We start from the raw sequence: 13,174 nt of genomic DNA, 5'->3' as shown, positions 1-13,174 counted from the left end.
TTTTTAATCTTTAAGCGACTATGGCGCCCCGGCTATAGTCGCTGGCAAATGGCCTTACCCCTTCTCCCGAACAACAAGGAATGAGCAGTGAAAAAACTCGTTAGCGCCTCTCTCCTGGCCGCCGGTCTTGCCCTGGCGGGCGCCGTGCACGCCGCACCGGTCACACTGCTCAACGTCTCCTATGACGTAATGCGCGATTTCTACAAGGACTACAACGCCGCCTTCCAGAAGCATTGGGAAGCCGAGCACCCGAACGACAAGCTGACCCTGCAAATGTCCTTCGGCGGTTCCAGCAAACAAGCGCGTTCGGTGATCGACGGTCTGCCAGCTGACGTGATCACCATGAACATGGCCACCGACATCAACGCCCTTGCCGACAACGGCAAACTGGTGCCAGACAACTGGGTCACGCGCCTGCCCAACAACAGCGCGCCGTTCACCTCCGCCACCGTGTTCATCGTGCGCAAGGGCAACCCCAAGGCGCTGAAAGACTGGCCGGACCTGCTCAAGGATGGCGTGCAAGTGATCGTGCCTAACCCGAAAACCTCGGGTAACGGCCGCTACACCTACCTGTCGGCCTGGGGTTATGTGCTCAAGAACGGCGGCGATGAAGAAAAGGCGAAAACCTTCGTCGGCAAGCTGTTCAAGCAAGCGCCTGTGCTCGACACCGGTGGCCGTGCAGCGACCACCACGTTCATGACCAACCAGATCGGCGACGTGCTGGTGACCTTTGAGAACGAAGCCGAAATGATCGCCCGTGAATTCGGCCGTGATCAGTTTGAAGTGATCTACCCAAGCGTTTCCGCTGAAGCCGAGCCGCCGGTGTCGGTTGTCGACAAAGTGGTCGAGAAGAAAGGCACCCGCGTGGCCGCCGAAGACTACCTGAAGTACCTGTGGTCGCCGGAAGGCCAGGAAATCGCCGCCAACAACTACCTGCGCCCGCGTGATCCAAAAGTACTGGCCAAGTACACCGACCGCTTCCCGAAAGTCGACTTCCTGTCGGTGGAGAAAACCTTTGGTGACTGGCGCACCGTACAGAAGACCCACTTCAATGACGGTGGCATCTTCGACCAGATCTACTCCGGTCAATAACTAAGAAACGCGGTAAAAAATGTGGGAGGGGGCTTGCTCCCGATAGCAGCGTGTCAGCCACTACACCCAGTGACTGACACTCCGCCATCGGGGGCAAGCCCCCTCCCACATTTTGGCTTTCTGTATGGCCGTTGCATCGGTAGTGTCACACCACCTTAGTTGTTTCTGAATGTATCATCAGCCAGCATAAGTGATATCACCACGAGCGCCCTACTCGTGCGTACGCCTTGGCTTTACTCTCGCTCGCCATCTTCCTCCGCTTTTATGAGAACACCATGAACGCTACTCCCCACACTACAAGCACCATGACCCGCGGGATGGTGATGCTGTTTGCGTTCTGCTGCGGCGCCATCGTTGCCAACATTTACTACGCGCAACCGATCATTGAACTGATCGCCCCGGACATCGGCCTTACGCCGGCCATGGCCAGCCTGATCGTGTCCCTGACGCAAATCGGTTATGCCCTGGGACTCTTCTTCCTGGTGCCGTTGGGCGACCTGCTGGAAAACCGCAAGCTGATGATCCTCACCACCGTGGTGGCCATCGCCAGCCTACTGGGCGCAGCGTTCACCGCACAGCCGAACCTATTCCTGCTGGTGTCGCTGCTGATCGGATTCAGTTCAGTATCGGTGCAGATCCTGATCCCGCTGGCCGCGCACCTGGCGCCTGCCGAGTCCCGTGGCCGTGTGGTCGGTAGCATCATGGGCGGTTTGTTGCTGGGCATCCTGCTGGCACGGCCGGTCTCCAGCGTGGTGGCGGACCACTTCGGCTGGCGTGCGATGTTCATGGCGGCGGCGGGGTTGATGGCGTTTATCAGCGTGGTGCTGATGCTGACCATCCCCAAGCGCCAACCCGACCACAGCGCCACATATGGCCAATTGCTGGGTTCGCTGGGCACCTTGTTGCGTCGCCAGCCAGTGTTGCGCCAGCGCGCGTTTTACCAGGGCTGCATGTTTGCCACCTTCAGCCTGTTCTGGACCGCCGCGCCACTGGAGCTGGCGCGTAATCACGGCCTGAGCCAGAGCGAAATCGCCCTCTTCGCCCTGGTCGGTGCCTTGGGCGCCATCGCCGCGCCCATCGCCGGGCGCCTGGCGGATGCCGGTCATACTCACCGCGCTTCGTTGCTGGCGATGCTGTTCGCCGCGCTGAGCTTCCTGCCGGCTTTCGTGCACCCGCTGTACAGCGTGATCGGCCTGGCGGTAACCGGTGTGGTCCTGGACTTCTGCGTGCAGATGAACATGGTCCTGGGCCAACGCGCCATCTACGCCCTCGACGCCAACAGCCGCAGCCGTTTGAACGCGCTGTACATGACCAGCATCTTCATCGGCGGCGCCTTTGGCTCAGCGATTGCCAGCAGCGTGTATGAACACGGCGGCTGGCTCGGGGTGATGCTGGTCGGCAGCGCATTCCCGCTGGTGGCGTTGTTGCGGTTCCTGAGTGCGTCCCGGCGGGTGGCGGTCGCAACCGCTTAAGAGCGCACCAACTTCTTCAGAGCCGCGTCCGCCAGAAATGACGAGCGGCTTTTGACCTTGTGCTCACGCACATAACGGTCGATTCGCTGGATGACATAACCGGGCAAGGTCGCATTGACCTTCTCGGTCTTGCCCAGATAAGGCGAGCTGTCCAACGCCAGCAGCCCCCAGCCCATCCCCGCGTAGTCCTCATGAGCGCGATGGTTCGCGACTGACGTTGGCATCGGAATCGTCCCGCCCTCTGCAGCGATCTCCTGCAGCAGGATGTGCGCGACTTACACGGCAGCGTTGCAAGCCTCTTCAAAGCTGTCCCCGGCGGTGACAGCGCCTGGAATATCGGGGATTTGAATGCCGGTAGCGGTAAAGTCATCGCTCCATTCGATAAAAATATGATGACTGCCCGTGACGCGATCCAGTACCCATCCAGCCTGTTGCAGCTCCTTGATCAATCACCTGCTTTACACCCCAGTCTCCTTGGCTTGGCCTGAACAAAAACAACCCTAGAGTTTTCTTTGCTCAAGCACAGAACCTCTCAGCCTGACTGGCGGTGGTTTTACCGAATGTTGAGCGCTGCCGAGTGAAACCTCGGAATCCGCCCGTTAAGCGACGGCCAGTAACCGAATGACCCCGCACCCGCCAGCAAGGCAGGCTGGCGACGGAGCAGAGCAAGGATGGTTTGGGACGCAATGATCAACGCCAGCCGCTGGCCAGGACATTGATGAGCGCCGAAACCAAAGCTGAAGCTGCGCCGCTGCGGGCGTTCAAGCACAAAACTATCGGGCATCGGGTTTGCCGCAGGGTCACGATTGGCGGACGCCAGCACCACCAGAAGGGTATCCCCGGCCTCCAGCACGCGGTTACCGATGACACACCGATCGGCAACAAACCGCCGAGTGTTCTGCACTGGGGAATCGAAGCGCGCCACTTCTTCAACCAGCGCCATGACCTGGGCGGGCGCGTGCTGAACCTGCTCCAGCAGATCAGGCTGCCGGGCGAGCATCACCAATGTGTTACCTATCAGGCCGGCCGTGGCTTCGCAGGTCTGTGACAGCAGCCCGATCAGGTTCGCGGTCAACACGTCAGTGTCCATCCAGTCGCCTGTGCGGATGTGCGTCATCAACGCCGAAGCTTCAAGTACGTCGCCGAACATTTGCGTCAACTGCGACGCTCCGATGTCGGCGTGACGCCGTTGGGCCTCGTTGCTCAGCGGCGAGAGGCAGGCGACGAAATCCCGTGTCAGCTCGGCAACCGCTGCTGTCTGCCCAGTTGGAAAACCCAGCAACGCCGCAACCGCCGAGACCGGCAAGGTGAACATCAACGCCTCCAGGTTATCCACGCGGTCGATAAGGCTGCCAACCACCTCCGCGACGGTCCCGACGCCTACGTCAGCCAATGCCGGTTCGACTGCTGCTCGCGGGCATCGATGGGCCGTCCCTTCATTCATCCGCATCAAGCGGGCAAATACCTGGCCTGCCGCGCCTTGCGCAATCGCAGCGGGCACCGGCTCGTGATGCGGGCGTACTCGACAATCCGGGTGAGCCAGAACAGCCGCAACCACCTCGGCAGTACTGGCGACCCACAGCCCAAGTTCAGCGTCGAACAGCAACCCGCCAGTACGTCTCAGGCGTGAGTAATAGTCATAAGGGTCAGCGTGGGTAGCGGCTTCAAGCGGTGTCATTCAGGACGTCCTGTTCACGAAGAACCGCTACTATCAGCCACCTCACCCGGTAACGATTCGCTCAGGAACGAAATATGAATGGCCAGGACGACGACGCCGCACTCTCACAGGTCGCCGGCGCAATTGCAGAACCTGCGCGCACGAAAATGCTCTGCGCGCTGATGGATGGGCATGCGCGTACCAGTACCGAAATGGCGGTGATTGCCGAGGTCAGCACCTCAACCGCCAGCGCGCACTTGGCCCGGCTCAAGGACGACGGCTTGATCACGTTGCACACGCAGGGGCGTCACCGGTACTACAGCCTCGCCGGTCCGTCGGTGGCCCAGGCGATTGAAGGGTTGATGGTGATCAGCCGCAACAGCGCCAAGGCGTTTGTGCCGAGCACGCCCACGCGTCTGCAGTTTGCGCGCACCTGCTACGACCACATGGCGGGTACGTTGGCGGTCACGCTGCACGACCATTTCATTGAGGCCGGCTGGTTGACCGGGAACGACAGCTACCAACTCAGCGCACACGGCGACAAGGCGATGGTTGAACTTGGGATTGATGTGGCGGCGCTGCGCACGCAACGACGGCGATTCGCCTGCGCCTGCCTGGACTGGAGCATGCGCCGCCCGCACCTGGCGGGTGCTTTGGGCGCGGCGCTTTTGCAAAATGCTGTTCGCCGTGAATGGGTAACACAGGACCTGGATAGCCGCGCACTGAGTGTGACGCCAAAGGGCCGCAAAGCGCTCAAGGCCCGATTTGGAACAACGATCTGCGAGCCATGAAGATCACCAGCCAAACTCGCCGATACGTAGCAGGATCAGGCGCATACCGAATGCCCAGCATCCAGGCAGTGCAGCAGGCGCTCGACCGTGTGATCCAAGGGGCCGGAGTTATCCAGCACAAACAACCCTGAACCACTGCCGGCGATCAGCTCTTGAGTAAACCGCGCATTGCGCGCCAAGCGCTCCTCGATGTCGGCCGGCAACTCTCGTCCCCGCGCGATCAAGCGCTGGCGTAACACGCCTTGATCCACGGTCAGCAATAGCACCAGCATCTGCGGATAACGCGCGTGGGCCTGAGCCAGGTGTGCACGCGAGCCGTTGACCAGAACGTCATCCCCCGCCGCCAGCCAATCGTCGATTTCCCGTGGAATGCCATAGGACAAGCCGTTGGCCTGCCAACTGAGGGCAAACGCCCCCTCGGTACGCATCACCGCAAACTGCTCCGCGCTCACACCGTGCGCCGCCTCGCCCACGGCCTCCGCCGAACGGGTGATGACGCGCCGCACGATGCGGCAGCCGCGCTCGGCCAACTGCGGACGGGCGGCATCCAGCAGGCTGTCCTTGCCCGAACCCGATGGCCCGATGAGATAGATCAACCTGCCCGCCATCAACACACCCTCTTCGCTTGTCGCCAGACTTATGCACCACAGGAAGCCATTCGCGGCGCCTGGCTTGCATCAGCTCGGCCCGCTGGCCCGTACAAATGCCGCCTGCAACAGGCTGGGCGGATAGCGATCACTGAAAAGTATATCCAGCAATCCTTCGGCAGCCAGGCCGGCGGCGGCCACATTACCCGAGTGCGACCCGCCGCGCATCAGGTTCGGCGCCACCACAAAGACGAGTGATGCCTCCCCGAACAATCCTACAGCCAGCACTACGGTGCTTATCTACGGTACAGGCTCCTATCCCTTCTCCCCTCAACGGAGACGAAAAAGTGCCCGACTCAATCGCAGCGCAAGTACGTGAAACCGCTCAAACAGAACAGTCAAAAGAAGACATATTCTTTAGCCTTCTTTCCGGACTGGCTGGCCTTCACCCCATCATCACAACCATAGGCGCCGCCAGAAGTTATATGAAGGTCTGCGAAAAAAGCGGGTTGAAACTCAACCCGTACTTTGTCAAAAACGGCAATTGCGGACCCTCGCCCAAAACCCAAAAGATGCTTTCACACCGCAAATACAAAAGCTTGGGTGTTGGCGCAACCGGGGTGGGAGTGGCGGCGATAAGCCCGGCGATCTCGCCTATTCCCGCGCCCTTCTATGCGGCCAGGCATGCTTCTGCCACGACCTCTACGGCGATACATCTGCGTCGGCTGTCAAAAATGCTGGCGGCTTATCAACCCTTCGCCGCTGGTGATGAACAAATCAGTGATGCGATTAAATGGCTGCAACTGGCCATCGAGGTAAAGTTCAAGAAGCTCGCATTTCGAGGCACAGAAATGGCCATCTCGACCACCTCGACCTTGCTTTCATTTACCGGCATCGGCCTGGTCGGGAAAATCCCGCTCATCATGGTCAGCTTCCAACTTGAACTGGCCAGGCTGATGGTCAGCGACCGTTACGCCGCCCTGTGCAAGGTGGCGGCGATGGAGTTGCAGTGGGCGGCCTTTCTTGAACAGAACCCCAACGTCGGCGATATGCCGCAAGCCAGCCTCGCCGGCTTATCCCGAGCAGATCAGATCAAGCAGCTTGAACAAAGAAAGATGATGCTCGGCGCCGCAATCACCACTCAAGTGCGAGGTCGTGCACTCGATGCCCGAACCGGCAATACCGGCTTGGGCCCTGCCACGATGATCATCAAGGAGATCATGGCTAAACACACGTTTCAGGGGCAGTTCTTCGCGGGCCATGACTACTTGACCATGATCCATGAACCGGCTGGCTGGAATGCCATTGCGGCGAAACTGATGAACATATGAGAAGCGGCATGGTAACGGCGCCTCCGTGGCCTGAGGGCTGAGGAGATCCACTGTGGGAGGGGGCTTGCCCCCGATGGCGATGCCACACTCAGCTAATCAGCGACTGACCTGGCGCTATCGGGAGCAAGTCCCCTCCCGTATTTGAACTTCAGTGCCTGGAAGGATGGAATTCACAGGCGTGAAAAAGGCGACCCGAAGGTCGCCTTTTGTCATTGCGCGTACTGCTTGCTCAACCCCGGCGGCACACCTTGCACGTTGGTGTCTTCCCACGGCCCATTGGGGCTGATGGAGCGGCTCCAGCCGTTGCTCCAGCGGTAGTAGGTGCGCTGGCGGTAGAACGTGTCCGGTTGGTCATCAAGCACGTACACCTGCATCTTGCCGTCCCAATGGCTGGCGGCGCCCGGTGGTGGGGCGAAGGTCGGCGATTTAGTGGGCACAGGCTTCGGTGGCGGGGTGACCGGGCCGGAAGGCTTGGTGCTCGGCTGAGTCGAGGGGCCTGACGGCGGGATAGTCGGGCCGGTCGGGCCAGGTGGTGGCCGATGGACCGCACAGGCGCTCAGGCCCAGTACCAGGCTGAGCAAGGTGATGCGTGCGAATGCGGTCGTCATAGGCGTTTCCTCAAAATTACTTGTCCGGACTGTCGATGGTCAGCTGTTGCAGCGCAGTGGTGCTGCTGGCCAGGGGTTGGCTGCGGCCGATCCACTCGCCAGTGGTTGGTTGACCGGCCCGGGATATGCGCGCAACCAGTTGGACTTCGGGGAAGTTGGACAGTTTCAATTGCGGCATCATTGCATCGGCGTCACCCAGTTCGACGGTAACAGGCAATTCGGCGACGGTGACGCGTTTGACCGCCAGAGGTGCCGGCGGGCCACTGACGGCGCGGGCGAAGATGAACACGCTGTCGGTTGGCAAGGCCTTGGCCTTCACGTCGGCGGACAGGTCCACACGTACCTTCATCACAGCCTTTTGGGCGACGCTGCCTCCGCTCTCCTTCAGACTTTGCGCGGCCCGGTCGATGCCGCCTTGCAGGGCAGCACGGGAATTATCTTCCGGTGGCAGTTGGGCCAACAGACGGGTCCAGTAGTCGATGGCCTCTTGATAACGCTTGCCTTCAAATGCCGCAATGCCCAGCAAGCCCAGGCTGGTGACTTCCTTCGGGTCCAGCTTCAAGGCTTCATCAGTGAGCGCCTGCACCTTGGGCGACCACTGTTTGTTGTCGGCAAAGTACTGCGCCTGGGCCCACTGCCCCAGCAGCTCCGGCTGGCGCCCGGCCAGGGCCACGGTGCGCTCGAACACTTTCGCGGCGTCTGCGGAGCGGTCTTGGGCCATATAGGCGCGACCGAGGAAGTACAGGCCTTCGGCCGAATCCGGTTGGGCCGCAGCCGCGCGTTCCAGGCGGTGGGTCATGTCTTCCATGGACACCGGTGGCTGTGAGAATTCGCGGGTCAGCTCGACCTTGTCGCTGGCACCAAAGTGCATGTACAGGCCCAAGCCAAGGACGGGGACGAGGACGGCGGCGAGCAATGGCAGCGGTTTGCCCAGGCGCGATTCGCGGGGTTTTTCCACACCCTCGGTATCCGCCAGCAGTTCGCGGGCGGCTTCGGCGCGACCGGTGTCGAGTTGCGCGGCGTTGAGCACGCCTTCGTCCTGCTGCACTTGCAACTCGGCGACGCGTTCTTGATACAGCGCCACGTTCAGCGCGGTGCGATCCTCTTCGCGCTGGGCACGGCGGCCGCGCAACACAGGGATCAACAGGAAACTCAGGGCAATCAGAAGCAGCAAGCCGGCTGCGAGCCAGAAATCAATCATCAGTCTTGGTGTCCAGCAATTGGTCGAGGCGTTTACGCTCTTCGGGGGACAGCGCGTCGGAACCATCGGTCGGCGCTGCGCGGCGACGGCGCACGATCACCGCCATCACCACCACGCCGGCCAATAACAGCCCTGCAGGGCCGAACCAGAGCAGCGCGGTCTTGCCGGTGAGGGCCGGTTTGTAGCGCACGAAATCACCGTAGCGATCGACCATGAAGTCGATGATCTGCTGGTTGTCCTTGCCCTCTCCCAGCATGCGGAAGATCTCTTTGCGCAGGTCGGCGGCGATGGGAGCGTTGGAGTCGGCGATGTCCTGGTTCTGACACTTGGGGCAGCGCAGTTCCTTGGTCAGTTCGCGGAAACGCTCGCGGTCACCGTCCTTGGCGAATTCGTACGTGTCGATGGCGGCATGGGCCACACCCGCCAAACCCAGTGCCAGCACGGCAGCGACTAACAGACGCTTCATGGCTTGGCCTCATCGACCAGCGCCTGGTACTTGGCAGCCAGTTGCTCGCGCCAGACCACCTCGTCGATCACACCGACGTATTTGTCGCGGATCACACCCTTGGCATCAATGAAGAAGGTTTCCGGGGCGCCGTAAACGCCGAGGTTGAGCCCGAGATTGCCGTCTTCATCACGGATGTCCAGTTGGTACGGGTTATGGAACTCGGCCAGCCACTTCAAGGCCGCCGCATTGTCGTCCTTGTAGTTGATGCCGTAGATCACCACGCCCTTCTCAGCCAACTTGTTCAGCACCGGGTGTTCCACGCGGCAGGAAATGCACCATGTGCCCCATACGTTGACCAGTGCCGGTTTGCCCAGCAAGTCGGCACGGGTCAGCGTCTTGTCTCCTTGCACGTTCGACAGCGAGAACTCGGGGAAAGGCTTGCCGATCATCGCAGAAGGCAACTCTGCCGGATCCAGGTAGAGGCCGCGATACAGGAACACCGCCACCACCAGGAACAACGCCAGCGGCAACACCATCAACCAACGCTTCATACCGCCGCTCCTTGCATACCCAAGGCTTCACGCACTCGGCTCTTGACCTTGACCCGATAACGCCGGTCCAGCGCGGCCAGCAAACCGCCAAACCCAGTGAGCAAACCGCCGAACCAGATCCAACGCACAAACGGTTTCACATGCACGCGCACTGCCCAGGCGCCCTCGCCCAACGGTTCGCCCAGTGCCACATAGAGGTCACGGGTGAAACCCGCGTCGATACCGGCTTCGGTCATCATCGAGCTCTGCACGGTGTACAGGCGTTTTTCGGGGTGCAATACGGCGATTTCCTTACCGTTGCGGACTACCCGCACGGTGCCTTTGTCCGACGTGAAATTCGGCCCTTCAAAGTGCTTGGCGCCCTCGAAGATGAACTGGTACCCAGCAAGGTCCATGGACTCGCCCGGCGCCAGACGCAGATCGCGCTCGGCGCTGTTCTGGCTGGACAGCACCACGCCCAGCGCACACACGGCGATGCCGATGTGGGCGATCTGCATGCCCCAGTAGCTGCGGGTCAGCGTCGGAAGGCCTTTGACCAGGCCTTTGTGGCGGGTCTTGTCGAAGATGTCGCGCACACCGGCCAGCAATACCCAGGCGGCGAGCAGGAAGGTGGCGAGCACCGCCCAGTTGAAGTCGCCATAGGCAATCCCGGCGACCACGGCCAGGGCCACGCTGCCGAGCAGCACCGGCATCAACATGCCGACCAGCCATTTGACCGGGGTGTCCTTCCAGCGCACCAGCATGCCAACCGCCATCACCACCATCAACAGACCCATCAACGGGATGAACAACGCGTTGAAGTACGGCGGGCCGACGGACAGTTTGGCGCCGCTCAGGGCATCCAACACCAGCGGGTACAGGGTGCCGAGCAGGATCATCGACGCGCCCACCACCAGCACCAGGTTATTGCCCAGCAGCAGGGTTTCCCGCGACCACAGATTGAAGCCGACCTGGCTTTTGACCACCGGCGCGCGCAGGGCGAACAGGGTCAGGGAGCCGCCAACCACAAACAGCAGGAAGATCAGGATGAACACGCCGCGCTCAGGGTCGGACGCAAAGGCGTGCACCGAGGTCAACACACCCGAACGCACGAGGAATGTGCCCAGCAGGCTGAGGGAAAATGCCGCGATGGCCAGCAACACGGTCCAGCTCTTGAACACGCCGCGCTTTTCGGTGACGGCCAACGAGTGAATCAGTGCGGTACCCACCAGCCATGGCATGAACGAGGCGTTTTCCACCGGGTCCCAGAACCACCAGCCGCCCCAGCCGAGTTCGTAGTAGGCCCACCACGAGCCGAGGGTGATGCCGATACCCAGGAACGCCCAGGCGACGATGGTCCATGGCCGCGACCAGCGCGCCCACGCGGCATCCAGACGCCCGCCAAGCAAGGCGGCGATGGCGAAGGCGAACGCCACGGAGAAACCGACGTAACCCATGTAGAGCATCGGCGGGTGCACGATCAGGCCAATGTCTTGCAGCAAGGGGTTGAGGTCATGCCCATCCGATGGAATCTGCGGCAGGATGCGGCTGAAAGGGTTGGAGGTCATGATCAGGAACAGCAAAAAACCAATGCTGATCATGCCCATCACCGCCAGCACCCGCGCCAGCATCACTTGCGGCAATTGGCGCGAGAACACCGATACAGCGAAGGTCCAGCCGCCGAGGATCAACGCCCACAGCAGCAACGAACCTTCGTGGGCGCCCCACACGGCGCTGAACTTGTAGTACCAAGGCAGCGCGGTGTTGGAGTTATTGGCGACATAAGCGACGGAAAAGTCGTCGGTCATAAAGGCGTAGGTCAGGCAGCCAAACGCGAACAGCAGAAAGGCAAACTGCCCCCAGGCGGCCGGCTGCGCCAGGCTCATCCAAAGGCGGTCGCCGCGCCAGGCACCGAGCAACGGCACCACGGCCTGCACAATGGCGAAGCACAAGGCGAGGATCATCGCCAATTGGCCCAACTCGGGGATAAACAGTGCGGACGTCATCACTTAGCCCTCCTTCGCTGGGGTTGGTGCCGATTGGCCGCTTTCTTTCAACGCCTTGGTGACTTCCGGCGGCATGTATTTTTCGTCGTGCTTGGCCAGCACTTCATCGGCCACCACCACGCCGTCAGCGTTGAGTTTGCCCAGGGCGACGATGCCCTGGCCTTCGCGGAACAGGTCCGGGAGGATGCCACGGTAGGTGATGGTCACGGCCTTATTGAAGTCGGTAACCACGAAGGTCACATCGAGGGAATCGCCGGAACGTTTCAACGAGCCCTTCTCCACCATGCCACCGGCGCGGATGCGGGTATCAACCGGTGCTTCGCCATTGGCGATCTGGGTCGGGGTGTAGAACAGGTTGATGTTCTGTTGCAGCGCGCTCAAGGCCAGGGCCACGGCAATGCCGACGCCGGCCATGATGGCGAGGATGATCATCAGACGTTTTCTACGCAGCGGATTCACTTTTCGGTCTCCCGGCGCAGACGACGCGCCTCTTGTTGCAGGTAACGCTTGCGGGCCAGGATCGGCGCGGCGACGTTGAGGGCCAGCACCGCCAGGCAGATGCCATAGGCCGTCCAGACATAGAGGCCGTGGTGGCCCATGGCGAGAAAATCACTGAAAGAAGCAAAACTCATCCGCGCGCTCCCAGGCTGCTTTGCACTTCGGCCTTGACCCAACTGGCGCGGGCTTCACGCTTGAGCACTTCGAGGCGCATGCGCATCAGCAGCACGGCACCGAAGAAACAGTAGAAGCCCAGCACCATCAACAGCAGCGGTGCCCACATTTCCACGGGCATCGCCGGTTTTTCGGTGAGGGTGAAGGTGGCGCCCTGGTGCAGGGTGTTCCACCACTCCACCGAGTATTTGATGATCGGGATGTTGATCACGCCGACAATGGCCAGCACCGCGCAGGCCTTGGCGGCGCTGTCACGATTACTGATCGCGTTGCCCAGGGCAATCAGACCGAAGTACAGGAACAGCAGGATCAGCATGGACGTTAGTCGCGCATCCCACACCCACCACGAGCCCCAGGTGGGTTTGCCCCAGATCGCGCCGGTGACCAGCGCCACGGCGGTCATCCACGCGCCGATGGGCGCGGCGCATTGCAGGGCAACGTCGGCCAACTTCATCTTCCACACCAGGCCGACAACGCCGCACACCGCGAGCATCACGTAACAGGACTGGGCCAGCATCGCGGCGGGTACGTGGATATAGATGATGCGAAAGCTGTTGCCTTGCTGGTAGTCCGGCGGCGCGAAGGCCAGGCCCCAGACCAGGCCGATGCCGATCAGCAACACGGCGGCGATGCTGAACCAAGGCAGCAGTTTGCCACTGATGCCGTAGAACCATTTGGGCGAGCCGAGCTTGTGAAACCAGGTCCAGTTCATTGCTGTTTCTCACGGTTGCTTCTCGTCATTGCGAGAAACGTAGGGTCTTTCTTATGTTGAAGAGCTG

At 61.1% G+C, this 13,174-nt stretch carries 14 protein-coding genes and 2 pseudogenes; 4 read left to right on the top strand and 12 right to left on the bottom strand.

Features of this window, described 5'->3' with window-relative positions; genetic code table 11:
* The first annotated feature begins 87 nt into the window (after positions 1-87).
* Together ACEN2T_RS11870 and ACEN2T_RS11865 are read left to right on the top strand one after the other, a co-directional pair.
* On the top strand, positions 88-1,092 hold the full coding sequence (locus ACEN2T_RS11870; protein ID WP_032889121.1) for a sulfate ABC transporter substrate-binding protein: 1,005 nt from the start codon (positions 88-90) through the stop codon (positions 1,090-1,092).
* 275 nt (positions 1,093-1,367) lie between these two features.
* Complete coding sequence (locus ACEN2T_RS11865; protein WP_081797774.1) at positions 1,368-2,564, top strand: MFS transporter; 1,197 nt, start codon at positions 1,368-1,370, stop codon at positions 2,562-2,564.
* Here ACEN2T_RS11865 and ACEN2T_RS11860 read toward each other — a convergent pair.
* Together ACEN2T_RS11860 and ACEN2T_RS11855 are read right to left on the bottom strand one after the other, a co-directional pair.
* Positions 2,561-3,010 (bottom strand): annotated as a pseudogene (locus tag ACEN2T_RS11860) (type II toxin-antitoxin system HicB family antitoxin). The gene ACEN2T_RS11865 and the pseudogene ACEN2T_RS11860 overlap by 4 nt on opposite strands.
* 107 nt (positions 3,011-3,117) lie before the next feature.
* Complete coding sequence (locus ACEN2T_RS11855; protein ID WP_442116783.1) at positions 3,118-4,242, bottom strand: cytochrome P450; 1,125 nt, start codon at positions 4,240-4,242, stop codon at positions 3,118-3,120.
* 74 nt (positions 4,243-4,316) lie between these two features.
* Here ACEN2T_RS11855 and ACEN2T_RS11850 point away from each other — a divergent pair, with 74 nt between their 5' ends.
* A complete protein-coding gene (locus ACEN2T_RS11850) occupies positions 4,317-5,012 on the top strand; it encodes an ArsR/SmtB family transcription factor (RefSeq protein WP_099601476.1) in 696 nt (231 codons plus the stop codon).
* Positions 5,013-5,047: 35 nt separating this feature from the next.
* Here ACEN2T_RS11850 and phnN read toward each other — a convergent pair whose 3' ends face one another.
* Complete coding sequence (gene phnN, locus ACEN2T_RS11845) at positions 5,048-5,620, bottom strand: phosphonate metabolism protein/1,5-bisphosphokinase (PRPP-forming) PhnN (protein ID WP_099601475.1); 573 nt, start codon at positions 5,618-5,620, stop codon at positions 5,048-5,050.
* A gap of 84 nt (positions 5,621-5,704) precedes the next feature.
* Positions 5,705-5,851 (bottom strand): annotated as a pseudogene (locus ACEN2T_RS11840) (alpha-D-ribose 1-methylphosphonate 5-triphosphate diphosphatase); the annotation flags it as partial.
* 95 nt (positions 5,852-5,946) lie between these two features.
* On the opposite strand from ACEN2T_RS11840, the gene ACEN2T_RS11835 reads away from it, so the two are divergent.
* Complete coding sequence (locus ACEN2T_RS11835; protein WP_442116782.1) at positions 5,947-6,930, top strand: hypothetical protein; 984 nt, start codon at positions 5,947-5,949, stop codon at positions 6,928-6,930.
* Between the two features lie 209 nt (positions 6,931-7,139).
* Here ACEN2T_RS11835 and ACEN2T_RS11830 read toward each other — a convergent pair whose 3' ends face one another.
* The 8 genes from ACEN2T_RS11830 to ACEN2T_RS11795 are packed head-to-tail and all read right to left on the bottom strand — an operon-like array spanning position 7,140 to position 13,107.
* On the bottom strand, positions 7,140-7,538 hold the full coding sequence (locus ACEN2T_RS11830; protein ID WP_032889109.1) for a hypothetical protein: 399 nt from the start codon (positions 7,536-7,538) through the stop codon (positions 7,140-7,142).
* 16 nt (positions 7,539-7,554) lie between these two features.
* A complete protein-coding gene (gene ccmI / locus ACEN2T_RS11825; protein WP_032889107.1) occupies positions 7,555-8,739 on the bottom strand; it encodes a c-type cytochrome biogenesis protein CcmI in 1,185 nt (394 codons plus the stop codon).
* Positions 8,732-9,205 (bottom strand): cytochrome c-type biogenesis protein, encoded by a 474-nt coding sequence (locus tag ACEN2T_RS11820; RefSeq protein WP_032889105.1) that lies wholly within the window; start codon positions 9,203-9,205, stop codon positions 8,732-8,734. The genes ccmI and ACEN2T_RS11820 overlap by 8 nt, the downstream gene beginning before the upstream one ends.
* Positions 9,202-9,738, bottom strand: a complete 537-nt coding sequence (locus tag ACEN2T_RS11815; protein ID WP_032889103.1) for a DsbE family thiol:disulfide interchange protein — start codon at positions 9,736-9,738, stop codon at positions 9,202-9,204. The genes ACEN2T_RS11820 and ACEN2T_RS11815 overlap by 4 nt, the downstream gene beginning before the upstream one ends.
* The gene (locus ACEN2T_RS11810; RefSeq protein WP_442116781.1) at positions 9,735-11,723 is read right to left on the bottom strand and encodes a heme lyase CcmF/NrfE family subunit; all 1,989 of its coding nucleotides are present in this window, start codon (positions 11,721-11,723) and stop codon (positions 9,735-9,737) included. Before ACEN2T_RS11810 ends, ACEN2T_RS11815 begins: the two co-directional genes overlap by 4 nt.
* 3 nt (positions 11,724-11,726) lie before the next feature.
* On the bottom strand, positions 11,727-12,182 hold the full coding sequence (gene ccmE / locus ACEN2T_RS11805) for a cytochrome c maturation protein CcmE (protein WP_032889100.1): 456 nt from the start codon (positions 12,180-12,182) through the stop codon (positions 11,727-11,729).
* A complete protein-coding gene (ccmD, locus tag ACEN2T_RS11800; RefSeq protein ID WP_003172771.1) occupies positions 12,179-12,355 on the bottom strand; it encodes a heme exporter protein CcmD in 177 nt (58 codons plus the stop codon). The genes ccmE and ccmD overlap by 4 nt, the downstream gene beginning before the upstream one ends.
* Positions 12,352-13,107 (bottom strand): heme ABC transporter permease, encoded by a 756-nt coding sequence (locus tag ACEN2T_RS11795; protein WP_032889098.1) that lies wholly within the window; start codon positions 13,105-13,107, stop codon positions 12,352-12,354. The genes ccmD and ACEN2T_RS11795 overlap by 4 nt, the downstream gene beginning before the upstream one ends.
* Positions 13,108-13,174 lie beyond the last annotated feature (67 nt).

This window comes from Pseudomonas sp. W22_MBD1_FP4, from assembly GCF_052113765.1.
GTDB lineage: Bacteria > Pseudomonadota > Gammaproteobacteria > Pseudomonadales > Pseudomonadaceae > Aquipseudomonas > Aquipseudomonas sivasensis.
Note: the sequence above shows the minus strand (reverse complement) of the source record. Positions and strands in the feature narration are given on the sequence as shown.